Source organism: Actinosynnema sp. NPDC091369 (genome assembly GCF_044757065.1).
Classification (GTDB): Bacteria; Actinomycetota; Actinomycetes; order Mycobacteriales; family Pseudonocardiaceae; genus Actinosynnema.
In genome coordinates, this window is sequence record NZ_JBIVUG010000001.1 from 1,038,261 (window position 1) to 1,052,375 (window position 14,115).

Below are 14,115 nucleotides of genomic sequence, written 5' to 3' on the forward strand. Positions count from 1 at the left end.
CGTCATCGCGACGGGCACGGCGGGCCGGGGGTGCTTCCGGCGGCGGCACAGCGTCGTCACGACGGGCACGGCGAGGGGCGGCGGGCGGTTCGCCGTAAGAAGGGTCAACCGGCGGCACGGCGTCGTCGCGTCGCGCGCGTCGAGCGGCAGGCGGCTCGCCGTGAGGCGGCTCGACCTCGTCCCTGCGCGCGCGGCGGCCGGTCGGCGGGGGGTCGACAGGGGGTGTGAACGGCTCCCCCGGACGGCTGAAACCTCCCGGCGGCGTCGGGGGCCGGTCCGGGTCGCCGGGACGGCCGGCGAGGCGGTCGACACCGCCCGGCGGCGTCGGCGGGCGGTCGAAGCCCCCGGGCGGGGTGAGCGGGCGGTTCGGGGCGGCGGGGCGGTCGACACCGGCCGGAGGGGTCGGTGGCCTGGAGAAACCGCCCGGAGGCGTGGTCGTGCGGTGACCGGGCAGCGGTGGTTCGCCGGTGGCGGGGGGCTGCTGGGGCCTGGGTCGCGGCGGTCGGCCCGGCGGGCCGCCTTGCGGCGGGGGCGGGTCGTAGCTCACCGGAAAACCTCCCAAGCCGAACGTTCCAGAACTACACGGTGCTTCAGGGACCTGCTCGGTTACGTTAACGTGTTCATCCAGCAGTGGACGTGAACTCGCGCCACTGGAGACCTATCCACCCGTCAGGCGAGGACAGCATGCCTAAGTCCAAGGTCCGCAAGAAGGCCGTCTACACGGCGCCTGCCGATCGCCGCACCCCGGTGAAGGTCAAGGCAGCGGGGCCGTCGCACCCCGTCTACGTCGCCGTGATGCTCGGCATGATGCTGTTGGGGCTGGCGTGGCTGGTGGTCAACTACATCGCGGGCGAGAAGGTCCCGGTGATGATGGACCTCGGGTCCTGGAACTTCGGCATCGGATTCGCCCTGATGATCGTCGGCTTGCTGATGACCATGAAATGGCGCTGACCACGCGCTACGCCAAGTGGCCGACGACCCGGACGTGCACCACGTCCGGGTCGTTGCGCGTTACCCGGTAGTTCACCCGGTTCACCTCGCGGTCACCGAAGCACACAGGTGTAAGTCATCCCCAATGGGGACAACTCCTGTGGACAACTTTGCGCCCAATTGCACAAGCGCCGGTCGGAGGCCCCAGTTGTCCACAAGTGCGGCAGACTCGAAGGCGTGAACCCACCGCGCACCTGGTCGCCCCAGCCCGGCATGGTCGGCCTCGCCTGGGGGCTGGCCGTCGTGTTCCTGCTGGTCACGATCATCAGCCCGGATCCGATGAGCCGGGTCTTCCTGGGCCTCGCCACGCTGATCCAGATCGGGCTCGGCGCTCACGGCACTTTTGTGCGCCCCAGGCTGCTGGTGGACGACTCAGGGCTCACCGTGCGCACCCTGAACGGGGCGCACCGGCTGCCGTGGCACGAGGTGAAGGTGCGCCTGGCCCGCACCCGCCGGCTGGGCCGCGAGACGCCCACCCTGGAGCTCGACTGGCGGCACGGCGACCACGAGCAGCTGTTCGTGCTCACCACGCTCGACCTGGGCACGGACCCGCGAGACGTGGCGGACGTCCTGCACGCCCTGCGCCCCTAGCGCCGGCACGCGGTCCAGCGGGTGCACCGGCAGCACCGGGGACCCGAAGACCCGACCACGCGCACCCGAAGCAACGGGACGAGGCCGGCGGTCGGCCACGCGCCGACGCCGCCCAGGACGGCCAGCCGCGCCGTCAGACCAGCTGCCCGGTCCGCACGACCGCGAGCACCACCAGCAGCACGACCGCCGCCGCGACGGCCGCGGCCTGCCAGTTGTTCCGCTTCGCGGCGGGCGCGTAGACCAGCCCGGCGGTCAGCGCCGCGCCGATCACCAGGCCGCCGATGTGCCCGAGCAGCGAGATGCCCGGCAGGGTGAAGCTGAGCACGACGTTCAACCCGATCACGCCCAGCGCGGGCCCCGGGTTGAGCTTGAGCCGCAGCACGGCCACCAGCATCGCGCCCATCAGGCCGTACACCGCGCCGGACGCCCCGGCGACCACGGTGAACACGCCGCCGAACAGGTACACCGCGATGCCGCCGCCGAGCAGCGAGACCCCGTAGACCGCGGAGAACCGCAGCTTGCCGAACACCGGTTCCAGGTCACGGCCCAGCACGTACAGCGCGATCATGTTCAACGCCAGGTGCAGCGGCCCGAAGTGCAGGAACCCGGACGTCAGCAGCCGCCACCACTCGCCGTTCGCGGCGACCGCCGGCGTGTACATGACCAGGTGCTCGAACAGCGCCGACCGCTGGTTGGCCGACGCGCTGCCCGCCTGGACCGCGGTGATCGCGAACAGCAGCACGTTCACCGCGATCAGCGCCGGCGTGACCACCATGCGCTGGGAGAACTCCGCGCCGACGAACGTGCGCGGCCGGCGGACGGTGGCGCGGGCCACGTTCACGCAGTCGACGCACTGGTAGCCGACCGACGCCTCGCGCAGGCACTCCGGGCACGACGGCCGCTCGCAGCGGACGCACCGCAGCCCGGTGGCCCGGTCGGGGTGGCGCACGCAGACCGGCAGGTCTGGCTGCGCCCCGACCGGCTCACCGGGCGGCGGGAAGGCGGGTGAGTCGGCCACTCAGGCCCGCTCGACCGAGACCTTCTCGATCACCACGTCGGTGACCGGGCGGTCGTTCGCGCCGGTCGCCGTGCGACCGATCGCGTCGACCACGTTGCGCGACTCCTGGTCCGCGACCTCGCCGAAGATCGTGTGCTTGAAGTTCAGCCACGTGGTCGGCGCGACCGTGATGAAGAACTGCGAGCCGTTGGTGTTGGGCCCGGCGTTCGCCATCGCCAGCAGGTACGGCTTGTTGAACTGCAGCTCCGGGTGGAACTCGTCGCCGAACTTGTAGCCCGGACCACCGCGACCGGTGCCGGTGGGGTCACCGCCCTGGAGCATGAAGCCCGCGATCACCCGGTGGAAGATCGCGCCGTCGTAGAACGGACCGGACTGCTCGCCCTTCGCGTTGGGCTCGGAGTAGCTCTTCGTGCCCTCGGCCAGGCCGACGAAGTTGGCCACCGTCTTGGGGGCGTGGTCGGGGAAGAGGTTGATGCGGATGTCGCCCTGCGAGGTGTGCAGGGTCGCCGTCACCTTGGTCCCGACGAACGATTCGTTGCTGTCTGCCACGCACCCCATCGTGCCATCACCGCGCGGGGTGGTTGGGGAAGGGGCACGATGGGTATTGCCTGGAACGTGACTGACCGACAGCTTCTGGAGCGCGATATGGATGAGGTAGACGCCATGACCCGGGCCGGGGAGTCGGTCGGCAAGGCGGTGCGCGCAGTTCGGCGCAGCGCCGTCCGCGCTGGTCACGTCGGTGCGGACGCGGCTGTTCAACTCGCCGAGCGCGCCGAGGGCAAGCTCGCCGAGCGAGGGGTGACCAAGGACTACGTCCGCAGTGTGGTCGCCGACAAGGCGGGTGCCCTGGTGGAGAAGGCCGAGGCGTACGAGAAGTCCACCCGGCGCGGTCGCAAGCAGCTCGCGAAGAGGGCCAAGGGCGTCCGCAAGGACGTGGCCAAGGCCGCCGAGCGGGCGCGCAAGGAGGCCAAGGTGCGCGCGAAGGACGTGCGCAAGGCCGCGAAGCAGGCACGCAAGGAACTGGCGGCGGCCAAGCACCCCCAGCGCCGTCGTTGGCCGTGGGTCCTGGGCGTGTTCGCCGCCGCCGCGGTGGCGGGGTACCTCGCGCTGACCAAGCGGCCGCAGGAGGTGCACTTGGAGGAGGAGGACGTGGACATCACGTCCGACACCACCACGACCGGCGCTGCCGCCGAGTCGGTGCGCCCGCACGCGGCCCGCAACGGCCAGGTCTCCGACCAGCACAGCCGCAGCTGACCGCAGGAACCACTTCGCGCCCGCCCCGGCACGGGACGGGCGCGAAGTCGTGCCCGCTCACAGGCCGAGGTTGCCGACCACGGTCTCGGCGATCCGACGCGCCTTGATCGTCTGCTTCTGGTTGCTGGTCACGACCACCGCGCTGCCGCCCTTGGACACGGCGTAGACCGCGCCCGTGTCGGTGGTCAGCGAGCCCCCGGCCCACCCGGCGGGCGCCGACGCCGGGCTGGAGTCGGCGACGGGCGCGGCCCGGTCGACCACCGCCTTCGCGGTCGCGGGCTCACCCTCGAACACCCACACGGACAGCTGCACGTCCGTGGCGTTGGCGTAGAAGAAGCAGGCCGGTCGCGCCTGGTCGGCGGAAAGCCGAACCTTCCGCACCAGCTGCCCGTTCGCCTCCTGCACGACGGAAGAGGCCAGGTAGGGGCACTGCCCGTCGGCGCTGGGCTCCGGCACGGGAGGCGGTCCGGCGGGCGTGGTCGTGGTCGTCTTCGCCACTGCGCTGGTCGTGGTCCCGGCGGTGGGCGCCGAGGAGGGTTCGGCGGTGGCGCAGGCGGCCAGCGCGCCGAGGACCAGCAGGGAGGGCAGGGCGGTGAGCAGCACTCGGTTCATAGGGGCGCCAGTCAATCAGATGGTCGACAGCCAATCGACACGGTGACCACCTAGGCACCCACGGTAAACCACATTACGGTTGTCCTCACCCTGCCGGCCGCCCCTGCAATGTGAGGACTGAGTCAAGATGAACATCTTTGACCGCGGCCGAGAGCAAGCCATCGCTGTGTTCCGGATCGTCGTCGGCGTGTTGTTCATGTGCCACGGCGCGCAGAAGCTGTTCGGCGTGCTGGGCGCCAAGGGTGCCGTGTCGATCACCGACTGGCCGTCCGGCCCAGCCGGTCTGATCGAGCTCGTCGGTGGCGCGTTGATCGTCATCGGCCTCGGCACCCGGATCGCCGCGCTGATCTCGTCCGGTGCGATGGCCTACGCGTACTTCGTGGTGCACCAGCCCGCCGGGCTCCTGCCCATCCAGAACAAGGGCGAGCTGGCCGCCGTGTACGCGTGGGTGTTCCTGCTGTTGGCGTTCACCGGCCCGGGAGCTTGGGCCGTCGACAAGGTGATCGCCTCCCGCAAGCAGGAGCAGGCGCTCGTCACCGCATAGCAGTGGGCAAACCGAGGGCCCGCACCCAGCGGCATTGGGTGCGGGCCCTCACTTGTCGTCCTACCGCGAGAACCCCAGCCATCGGATGTCCTGGCGGGGCTCCCCCAGTAAAACACGAAACCCGAAACTATTGCGCCCCTGGGACGCGGGTGGCCGACCACGGCGCGACCCGATCGACGGAGGTCCGGGGGCGGAGCCTCCCGGGCGGGGGCACGAGCCCACAAAGCACTCCGGGCGAGGCGGTTCGCGTTGTCCGCGAACACACCTCGCCCGGAGCGAGAGGATGGAGACGAGGGGAATCGAACCCCTAACCCCCGCCTTGCAAAGGCGGTGCTCTGCCAATTGAGCTACGTCCCCGTGCACGGGGGCGGCAGGCGAACCGCCCTCGCGGGTCAGTCGGTGGGAGCAGTGGCCTCGCGCCACAGGTCCGCGTCAGCCTTGGCCGAGCGGCTGCGCTTGACGAAGAACAGAACCGCACCGGCGACAGCGACAAGTGCGATGATCTTCTTCACGGCGATTCCCCTCTGCAACACCTGTGAACTTCCGGTGGGCCTAGGAGGACTCGAACCTCCGACCTCTTCGTTATCAGCGAAGCGCTCTAACCGTCTGAGCTATAGGCCCTCGGGGCAACGACGGCAAGACTACAGCACCCCCCGTCGCGGCCCCAAATCGGGTGGTCGTAGATCACTCCCGCTCGGACAGGGTCACTTCCAGACCCCCGGCAAGATCAGCGGAAACGTTGTAGACGAACGACGCCACGGTCGCCAGCGCGGTGAACAGCACGATGTTCACCGCGCCCACGATCGCCGCCACGCCGAACACGCGGCCCGCGCTGATCAGCGGGTCGCCGCTGGGCTCGTTGCCCTGGAGCAGGTCGTTCGCGGTGCTGTTGATCTTGTCCCACACGCCCATGCCGTTCAGCACGCCGTACAGCACGCCGACCGCCACCAGCCACACGAAGAACAGCGCCACGCTGAGCACCAGGGCCAGCTTGAGCACCGACCACGGGTCGACCCGCTTCACCTGGAGGCTCGCCCGACGCGGCCCGCGCCCGGGACGGCGGGCCGTCGGAGCCGCCGCGGCCGGACGGCCGTTCGCGGCACCCAGGTTCACCTGCGTGCGGGCCGAGCCGGCCGCGGCCGAGCCCGCCACCACCGGCCTGGCCACGGCCACCGTGTCCGGGTCGCTGGCCGGGTAGGCGGGCTGCGCCGCCTCGGCCGGCTGCTCCGGCGGGGACATCAGGTCGGCCGGACCGACCTGCTGCGCCTCGCCGTACTGCGTGTCGCTCGTCACACGTTGCCACGGCGGGGGCGCCGAGGCGTGGTGGCTGTCGTCCTCGAGGGCCGACCGGTCGACCTTCTCGGTCTTGCTGTCGGCCGACGTGGCACCGGCCGCGGGCGTCCCGGGCTGCTCGGACGCCCCCGAGGCGTCGACCGCAGGCTCGTCGGCGCCGGTGTCGGCCCCGGCCGCCGGTGTCGGCTCGGCACCGGGCCGGGTGATCACCGCGGTCTTGTCCTCTGGCTTCTCGGGTGGAGTCACGAGCAGTCCCTCAACCTCTCGTTCGCGCTAGTTGGCAGGCTCGGCCTGGTCGCCATCGGCGGAGCCGACGATCGGACTCACGTCGGCGGAGTCGGCAGTCGGACTGCCGTCGGCGTCGACGACCGGATCGCCGTCACCACTGGTGACGTCCGCCGGCTCATCGGCGTTGCGTGCCACCGCGATCAGGGTGGTCCCTTCGCCGAGGTTCATCAACCGGACACCCTTCGTCTGCCGCCCTGCCTTGCGCACCTCCTTGGCGCTGGTCCTGATGACCCCGCCCGAGGAGGTGATCGCGTACAGCTCGTCGTCGACGTCGACGATGAGCGCGCCGACCAGCCTCCCACGCCTGCGGTCGTGCTGGATGGTGAGCACACCCTTGCCACCGCGACCCTGGACGGGGTAGTCCTCGATCGGCGTGCGCTTGGCGTACCCGCCATCGGTGGCGACCAAAACAAACAGACCCTCTTGGACGACGCCCACCGACAGCAGCTCGTCGCCGGTGTTGAACCGCATGCCGAGCACACCGGACGTGGCCCGGCCCATCGGGCGCAGCGCCTCGTCGCTGGCGTGGAACCGGATGGACTGGCCGTCGGCCGACACCAGCAGCAGGTCGTCGGTCGCCGCGCACAGCACCGCGCCGACCAGCTCGTCGTCGTCGCGCAGGTTGATGCCGATCAGGCCGCCGGACCGGTTCGAGTCGAAGTCGGACAGCTTCGACTTCTTGACCAGGCCCTTCTTGGTGGCCAGCACCAGGTACGGCGCCACGTCGTAGTTCTTGATCTGGATGACCTGGGCGATCTCCTCCTCCGGCTGGAACGCCAGGAGGTTCGCCACGTGCTGGCCGCGCGCGTTGCGGTTGGCCTCGGGCAGCTCGTAAGCCTTCGCCCGGTACACCCGGCCCTTGTTCGTGAAGAACAGGATCCAGTCGTGCGTGGAGCACACGAAGAAGTGCTGGACGATGTCGTCCTGCTTGAGCTGGGCGCCCTGCACGCCCTTGCCGCCGCGCTTCTGCGAGCGGTACAGGTCGGTCTTGGTGCGCTTCGCGTAACCCGTCCGGGTGATCGTGACGACGACGTCCTCGACCGCGATCAGGTCTTCCATCGACACGTCGCCGTCGAACGGCACGATCCGGGTCCGCCGGTCGTCGCCGTGCTTCTCCACGATCGCCAGCAGCTCCTCGCGCACGATCGCGCGCTGCCGCTCCGGCTTGGCGAGGATGTCCTTGTAGTCCGCGATCTCCAGCTCGATCTCGGCCAACTGGTCGACGATCTTCTGCCGCTCCAGGGCGGCCAGGCGGCGCAACTGCATCTCCAGGATCGCGTTGGCCTGGATCTCGTCGACGTCGAGCAGCTCCATCAGGCCGGTGCGCGCCACCTCGGGCGTGTCCGACCGGCGGATCAGCGCGATCACCGCGTCGAGCTGGTCGAGCGCCTTGACCAGGCCGCGCAGGACGTGGGCGCGCTCCTCGGCCTTGCGCAGCCGGAAGCGGGTGCGCCGGACGATGACCTCGACCTGGTGCTTCACGTAGTGCCGGATCATCTGGTCCAGGCGCAACGTGCGCGGCACGCCGTCGACCAGCGACAGCATGTTCACGCCGAACGAGTACTGCAGCTGGGTGTGCTTGTAGAGGTTGTTCAGCACGACCTTGGCCACCGCGTCGCGCTTGAGCGTGATCACGATGCGCATGCCCGAGCGGCGGTTGGACTCGTCGGCGATGTTCGCGATGCCGGTGAGCTTCTGGTCGCGGACCAGGGTGGCGATGTTCTCCACCAGGTTGTCCGGGTTGACCTGGTAGGGCAGCTCGGTGACGACCAGGATCACGCGGCCCTTGGCGTCCTCGTCGATCTCGACGACCGCGCGCATCTTCACCGAGCCGCGGCCGGTGCGGTAGGCGTCCTCGATGCCCGCCGTGCCCAGGATCTGGCCGTAGGTCGGGAAGTCGGGGCCCTTGATCCGCTGGATCATGGCCTCCAGCGTCTCCTCGTCGGAGGCGTCGGGGTTGTCCAGCGCCCACACCACGCCGTCCGCGACCTCGCGCAGGTTGTGCGGCGGGATGTTGGTCGCCATGCCGACCGCGATGCCCGAGCTGCCGTTGATGAGCAGGTTCGGCACGCGCGACGGCAGGACCGTCGGCTCCTGGATCCGGCCGTCGTAGTTGTCGCGGAAGTCGACCGTGTCTTCCTCGATGTCGGCCAGCATGTGCATGGCCAGCGGCGTGAGCCGGCACTCGGTGTAGCGCATGGCCGCGGCCGGGTCGTTGCCCTGGGAGCCGAAGTTGCCCTGGCCGTCGATCAGCGGGTAGCGCAGCGCCCACGGCTGGGCGAGGCGGACCAGCGCGTCGTAGATCGCCGAGTCGCCGTGCGGGTGGTAGTTGCCCATCACGTCGCCGACCACGCGGGCGCACTTGTTGTAGCTGCGGTCCGGGCGGAAGCCCGAGTCGAACATCGAGTACAGCACGCGGACGTGCACCGGCTTCAGTCCGTCGCGCACGTCGGGCAGCGCTCGTCCCACGATCACGCTCATGGCGTAGTCGATGTACGAGTTCTGCATCTCCTGCTGGATGTCGCGCGGCTCGGTGCGGTCTCCACCGGCGGGGGGCAGCGTCGTCTCGCTCAAGGTTCTACTTCCTTCAACAGGGGCCGGGGAGGATCAGACGTCGAGGAACCGCACGCCCTTGGCGTTGCGGGTGATGAACGCGCGGCGGGCTTCCACGTCCTCGCCCATGAGCACGCTGAACAGCTCGTCGGCCGTCGCGGCGTCGTCCATGGTCACCTGCGTCAGCACCCGGTTGGCCGGGTCCATCGTCGTCTCCCACAGCTCGGAGGAGTTCATCTCACCGAGGCCCTTGTAGCGCTGGATGTTGTCGTCCTTGCCGATCTTCTTGCCCGCGGCGAGACCGGCCTGGATGATGCCGTCGCGCTCGCGGTCGGAGTAGGCGTACTCCGGCTCGGCGCGCTGCCACTTGATCTTGTACAGCGGCGGGTTCGCCAGGTACACGTGGCCGTGCTCGATCAGCGGCCGCATGAAGCGGAACAGCAGGGTCAGCAGCAGCGTGCGGATGTGCTGGCCGTCCACGTCGGCGTCGGCCATCAGCACGATCTTGTGGTAGCGCAGCTTCGAGATGTCGAAGTCCTCGTGGATGCCCGTGCCGAACGCCGTGATGAGGGCCTGGACCTCGTTGTTCTTCAGCACGCGGTCGATGCGCGCCTTCTCCACGTTGATGATCTTGCCGCGGATCGGCAGGATCGCCTGGAACATCGAGTCCCGGCCCTCCTTGGCCGAACCGCCCGCGGAGTCGCCCTCCACGACGTAGATCTCGCACTCCTCCGGGTTGGTGGAGCGGCAGTCCTTGAGCTTGCCCGGGAGGCCGCCGATGTCCAGCGCGCCCTTGCGGCGCACCAGCTCGCGGGCCTTGCGGGCGGCGATGCGGGCCTGCGCCGACGACACAGCCTTGGTGACGATCGTCTTGGCCTCGTTCGGGTGGCGCTCGAACCAGTCGGCCAGGTGCTCGTTGGTCGACTTCTGCACGAACGACTTGGCCTCGCTGTTGCCCAGCTTGGTCTTGGTCTGGCCCTCGAACTGCGGCTCCTTGAGCTTGACCGACACGATCGCGGCCAAGCCCTCGCGGATGTCGTCGCCGGTGAGGTTCGAGTCCTTCTCCTTGAGCAGCTTCTTGTCGCGCGCGTACTCGTTGACCACGCGGGTCAGCGCGGCGCGGAAGCCCTCCTCGTGCGTGCCGCCCTCGTGGGTGTTGATCGTGTTGGCGAACGTGTAGACCGACGGCGTGTAGCCGGTGTTCCACTGCATCGCCACCTCGACCTCGAGGTCCTCGCCCTTGGCCTCGAACGAGACGACCTTCTGGTGCACGGCCTCGCGCGTGTGGTTGATGTGGCGGACGAAGTCCTCCAGGCCGCCGGGGTAGTGGAACGTGCGCTCGCGCACGGCCGCCACGTGCCCCTCGGCGTCGGCCTCCTCGTCACCCGCCTGCACGCGCTCGTCGCGCAGGATGATCGTGAGGCCCTTGTTGAGGAACGCCATCTCCTGAAGGCGGCGGGAGATCGTCTCGATGTTGTACTCGGTGGTCTCGAAGATCTCCGGGTCCGCCCAGAAGGTGATCGAGGTGCCGGTGACGTCCGTCGGCTCGCCCTTGCGCAGCTCGTGCGCGGGCTTGGTGGCCTCGAACCGCTGGTTCCACGTGAAACCGTCGGTCCTGACCTCGACGTCGACCGCGCTGGACAGCGCGTTCACCACGGAGATGCCGACGCCGTGCAGACCGCCGGACACCGCGTAGGAGTCGCTGTCGAACTTGCCGCCCGCGTGGAGCTTGGTGAGCACCACCTCCAGCGTCGGCTTCTTCTCGACGGGGTGCATGCCGACCGGGATGCCGCGGCCGTCGTCGATGACCCGGACGCCACCGTTGGCCAGCAGCGTCACGTCCACGACCGTGGCGTAGCCCGCCATCGCCTCGTCGACCGAGTTGTCCACGACCTCCCAGATCAGGTGGTGCAGACCGCGCTCGCCGGTGGACCCGATGTACATGCCGGGGCGCTTGCGGACCGCTTCCAGGCCCTCCAGGACGGTGATCGAGGACGCGTTGTACTCATTCTTCTTGACTGCCACGGGCCTGGTGTCTCCTCGGACTTCACGCGACTGGGACCGTCGCCGGGCGACGCTGGGTTGCGCTACCCCACGATTCTACCGGGGCGGACCGACAGAAACCCACTTAGGACACCCCTGGTTCGCTCACAGGCGGCCCGAAGTGAACGCAGATGGGTGCCGACCGCCGCTCGCGGGGTCAAAATCGACTGGTGGGCGCTCACCGCGCCACAGGATCGCCGCTGCGGCCCTGACGTCGGTCACCCGTAGGTGTCACGTGGTCCGCGGCCGGGAACGTGCCTGGGGCCGTACCGCCAACTGGGGGCCGCCGGTCCCTGCACCTTCAGCTTCTTCACCACGCCGTCGCCGACGCCCGCGGCGATGCGCTTGAGGAGGTCGCGCTGGAGCAGCCGCAGCTGCGTGGCCCACGCCGTGGAGTCGGCCTGGACGGTCAGCTCGCCGTCACTCAGCGCTACCGGCTGCGCGTGCTCGGCCACGTCCTCGCCGACCAGCTTCGGCCACCGGGCGAACACCTGGCCGCCCGCCAACCGCTCCGCCCAGCCGCGGTCGGCGGCGATGCGGGACGCGATCCGGCCGAGCGGCTGCGGGTCGCGGTCGTCCGGGCCGGGCCCCGACCAGCGACGTCGCCGCCGGCGGCCGGTCGCGCCCGCGACACCCTTGCGCGCACCCCGCGCACCGCGCTCCTTGGCGGACGCGCGGGCGGCCTCCAAGGCGGCACGGGCGAGGTCCGATCCCCGCAAACCACCCTCTGGTGTGCCCCCGACTGTGGATATGTCCGATTCGGGCGGTGAGTTATCCACACCATCCACAGGGTTGTCCCCAGATGTGCGGGCCGTCACACCCGTATGGGGCAACTCCTCAGACACGGTGCACCTCCCCGTGGCGAACGTCGAACCGCAGCCCGTCCAGCTCCTCGGGCACGTCCTCCGCGACCGCCGCCGTGATCAGCACCTGCTCCGCGCCGGCGGCCACCTTCGCCAACTGGCGACGCCTGCCGCGGTCCAGTTCGGCGAACACATCGTCCAGCACGAGCACCGGTTCGGCCCCCTCGACACGCAGCAGCTCGTACCCGCCGAGCCGCAGGGCCAGCGCGAAGGACCATGACTCACCGTGACTGGCGTAGCCCTTCGCGGGCAGGTCGCCCAGCGCCAGGTCGAGGTCGTCGCGGTGCGGCCCCACCAGGCACACGCCCCGTTCGACCTCCTGCGACCGCACCCGGTGCAGCTCGGCGAGCAGCGCGTCCTCCAGCACGTCCCGGTCGTGCCGGCCACCGGGGGCGACCAGCTCGGGGAACGCCTCCCCCAGGCTCGACCGGTACGCGATCCGCGCGGGCCGCGACTCCGGCGCCACCTCCGCGTACGCCGCGGCCACGTGCGGCGCGATGTCCGCGACCAGGTCCAGCCGCGCGGCCAGCAGCTCCGCGCCGTGCCGGGCCAGGTGCCCGTCCCACACGTCGAGCGTGCTGATGTCGGCGTTGCGCGCCGCGCGCACGCTCTTGAGCAACGCGCCGCGCTGCTTGAGCACGCGTTCGTAGTCGCTGCGCACCCCCGCGTACCGCGGCGCGCGCGTCGTCAGCAGCTCGTCCAGGAACCGGCGGCGCTCACCGGGGTCGCCGCGCACCAGCGCCAGGTCCTCCGGCGCGAACAGCACGGTGCGCAGGATGCCGAGCACGTCGCGCGGGCGCGGCACCGGGCCGCGGTTGATCCGCGCCCGGTTCGCCTTGCCCGCCGTGATCTCCAGCTCGACCAGCAGCTCGCGCCCCTCGTTGACCACCGCCGCCCGGACCACCGCGCGCGGCGCGCCGTGCCGGATCAGCGGTGCGTCCGTGGCCACCCGGTGCGAACCGAGGGTGGCCACGTACCCCAGCGCCTCGACCAGGTTCGTCTTGCCCTGGCCGTTGCGCCCGACCAGCACGCTCACCCCCGGCTCGAACGCCAGGTCCGCGTGCTCCCACGACCTGAAGTCGGTGACTTGCAGGTGCCGGACGTACAACTCGTCAGCTCTGGGTCGTGCCGGAACCGGACGAGGGGCCGGCGGTCTGCACGGCGTGGCCGCCGAACTGGTTGCGCAGCGCCGCGACCGCGCGCATCGCGGGCGAGTCCTCCTGGCGCGAGGCGAACCGGGCGAACAGCGCGGCGGAGATCACCGGCGCGGGCACCGCGTGCTTGATGGCCTCCTCGACGGTCCACCGGCCCTCGCCGGAGTCCTCGACGTGACCGCGCAGGTCGTCCAGCTCGGGGTCGGACTCCAGCGCGCGGACCAGCAGGTCGAGCAGCCACGAGCGGACCACGGTGCCGCGCTGCCACGCCTTGATCGTGCCGGGCACGTCCCGCACCAGCTTCGACGCCTCCAGCAGCTCGAAGCCCTCGGCGTAAGCCTGCATCAGGCCGTACTCGATGCCGTTGTGGACCATCTTGGCGAAGTGGCCCGCGCCGACGGAGCCCGCGTGCGCGAAGCCCTCCTCGCGCGGACCCTCCGGGCGCAGCGCGTCGAAGATCGGCATGGCCCGCTCGACGTGCTCGGCGTCGCCGCCGACCATCAGGCCGTAGCCGTTCTCCAGGCCCCACACGCCACCGGACACACCCGCGTCGACGTAGCCGACGCCCTTGTCGCCCAACGCCTTGGCGTTGACCTCGTCGTCGGTGAAGCGGGAGTTGCCGCCGTCGATCACCAGGTCGCCGGGCTCCAGCAGGTCGCCGAGCTCGGCGATCGTCTGCCGGGTGATGTCACCGGCGGGCACCATGACCCACACCAGGCGCGGTGCGGCGAGCTTGCCGACCATGTCGGCGAGCGAGTCGGCGTCGGAGACTTCGGGGTTGCGGTCGTAGCCGACCACCTCGTGCCCCGCGCGGCGGATCCGCTCGCGCATGTTGAAGCCCATCTTGCCGAGGCCGACGAGTCCGAGCTGCACGGTCGTTCCTCTTCCCTAGCGTCTGTGGATGGCGTTGTG

13 protein-coding genes, 2 tRNA genes and 1 pseudogene are annotated in these 14,115 nt (G+C 70.3%); 4 read left to right on the top strand and 12 right to left on the bottom strand.

Annotation, left to right across the window (positions count from 1 at the left end):
• Positions 1–684 precede the first annotated feature (684 nt).
• Both crgA and ACIQMJ_RS05140 read left to right on the top strand, forming a co-directional pair.
• Positions 685–951 carry a cell division protein CrgA gene (gene crgA, locus ACIQMJ_RS05135; protein WP_053714567.1) on the top strand — a complete coding sequence of 89 codons (267 nt, stop codon included), beginning with the start codon at positions 685–687 and terminating at the stop codon, positions 949–951.
• A 216-nt stretch (positions 952–1,167) separates the two neighbouring features.
• Entirely contained in the window at positions 1,168–1,581 is a 414-nt protein-coding gene (locus ACIQMJ_RS05140) for a PH domain-containing protein (protein ID WP_499759695.1), read from the top strand.
• Between the two features lie 133 nt (positions 1,582–1,714).
• Here the strand turns inward: ACIQMJ_RS05140 and ACIQMJ_RS05145 are convergent, their stop codons facing one another.
• Both ACIQMJ_RS05145 and ACIQMJ_RS05150 read right to left on the bottom strand, forming a co-directional pair.
• Positions 1,715–2,599, bottom strand: coding sequence for a rhomboid family intramembrane serine protease (locus ACIQMJ_RS05145; protein ID WP_499759696.1), 885 nt, complete (start codon positions 2,597–2,599; stop codon positions 1,715–1,717).
• On the bottom strand, positions 2,600–3,148 hold the full coding sequence (locus ACIQMJ_RS05150; protein ID WP_499759697.1) for a peptidylprolyl isomerase: 549 nt from the start codon (positions 3,146–3,148) through the stop codon (positions 2,600–2,602).
• A gap of 96 nt (positions 3,149–3,244) precedes the next feature.
• On the opposite strand from ACIQMJ_RS05150, the gene ACIQMJ_RS05155 reads away from it, so the two are divergent.
• On the top strand, positions 3,245–3,853 hold the full coding sequence (locus ACIQMJ_RS05155; protein ID WP_499759698.1) for a hypothetical protein: 609 nt from the start codon (positions 3,245–3,247) through the stop codon (positions 3,851–3,853).
• Positions 3,854–3,910: 57 nt separating this feature from the next.
• Here ACIQMJ_RS05155 and ACIQMJ_RS05160 read toward each other — a convergent pair whose 3' ends face one another.
• Positions 3,911–4,465 carry a DUF2020 domain-containing protein gene (locus ACIQMJ_RS05160; RefSeq protein WP_499759699.1) on the bottom strand — a complete coding sequence of 185 codons (555 nt, stop codon included), beginning with the start codon at positions 4,463–4,465 and terminating at the stop codon, positions 3,911–3,913.
• Positions 4,466–4,592: 127 nt separating this feature from the next.
• On the opposite strand from ACIQMJ_RS05160, the gene ACIQMJ_RS05165 reads away from it, so the two are divergent.
• Positions 4,593–5,009, top strand: a complete 417-nt coding sequence (locus tag ACIQMJ_RS05165; protein WP_499759700.1) for a DoxX family protein — start codon at positions 4,593–4,595, stop codon at positions 5,007–5,009.
• A gap of 284 nt (positions 5,010–5,293) precedes the next feature.
• Here ACIQMJ_RS05165 and ACIQMJ_RS05170 read toward each other — a convergent pair.
• The 9 genes and pseudogenes from ACIQMJ_RS05170 to gnd form a co-directional block, all read right to left on the bottom strand.
• Positions 5,294–5,366: transfer RNA gene (locus ACIQMJ_RS05170), tRNA-Ala, on the bottom strand.
• A gap of 38 nt (positions 5,367–5,404) precedes the next feature.
• A pseudogene (locus ACIQMJ_RS05175) lies at positions 5,405–5,521 on the bottom strand (DLW-39 family protein); the annotation flags it as partial.
• A gap of 35 nt (positions 5,522–5,556) precedes the next feature.
• Positions 5,557–5,630: transfer RNA gene (locus tag ACIQMJ_RS05180), tRNA-Ile, on the bottom strand.
• A gap of 63 nt (positions 5,631–5,693) precedes the next feature.
• Complete coding sequence (locus ACIQMJ_RS05185; RefSeq protein WP_499759701.1) at positions 5,694–6,548, bottom strand: DUF3566 domain-containing protein; 855 nt, start codon at positions 6,546–6,548, stop codon at positions 5,694–5,696.
• Positions 6,549–6,575: 27 nt separating this feature from the next.
• The gene (gyrA, locus tag ACIQMJ_RS05190; protein ID WP_499759702.1) at positions 6,576–9,164 is read right to left on the bottom strand and encodes a DNA gyrase subunit A; all 2,589 of its coding nucleotides are present in this window, start codon (positions 9,162–9,164) and stop codon (positions 6,576–6,578) included.
• A gap of 33 nt (positions 9,165–9,197) precedes the next feature.
• Positions 9,198–11,168, bottom strand: coding sequence for a DNA topoisomerase (ATP-hydrolyzing) subunit B (gyrB, locus tag ACIQMJ_RS05195; RefSeq protein WP_499759703.1), 1,971 nt, complete (start codon positions 11,166–11,168; stop codon positions 9,198–9,200).
• Between the two features lie 236 nt (positions 11,169–11,404).
• Complete coding sequence (locus ACIQMJ_RS05200; RefSeq protein WP_499759704.1) at positions 11,405–11,905, bottom strand: DciA family protein; 501 nt, start codon at positions 11,903–11,905, stop codon at positions 11,405–11,407.
• A 118-nt stretch (positions 11,906–12,023) separates the two neighbouring features.
• A complete protein-coding gene (gene recF, locus ACIQMJ_RS05205) occupies positions 12,024–13,157 on the bottom strand; it encodes a DNA replication/repair protein RecF (protein WP_499759705.1) in 1,134 nt (377 codons plus the stop codon).
• 4 nt (positions 13,158–13,161) lie between these two features.
• Positions 13,162–14,076, bottom strand: a complete 915-nt coding sequence (gene gnd, locus ACIQMJ_RS05210) for a phosphogluconate dehydrogenase (NAD(+)-dependent, decarboxylating) (protein WP_499759706.1) — start codon at positions 14,074–14,076, stop codon at positions 13,162–13,164.
• Between the last annotated feature and the right edge of the window lie 39 nt (positions 14,077–14,115).

Coding starts and splice junctions, on each gene's coding strand:
- crgA (WP_053714567.1), top strand. CDS start 685: ATGCCTAAGTCCAAGGTCCGCAAGAAGGCCGTCTACACGGCGCCTGCC.
- ACIQMJ_RS05160 (WP_499759699.1), bottom strand. CDS start 4,465: ATGAACCGAGTGCTGCTCACCGCCCTGCCCTCCCTGCTGGTCCTCGGC.
- ACIQMJ_RS05165 (WP_499759700.1), top strand. CDS start 4,593: ATGAACATCTTTGACCGCGGCCGAGAGCAAGCCATCGCTGTGTTCCGG.
- ACIQMJ_RS05155 (WP_499759698.1), top strand. CDS start 3,245: ATGGATGAGGTAGACGCCATGACCCGGGCCGGGGAGTCGGTCGGCAAG.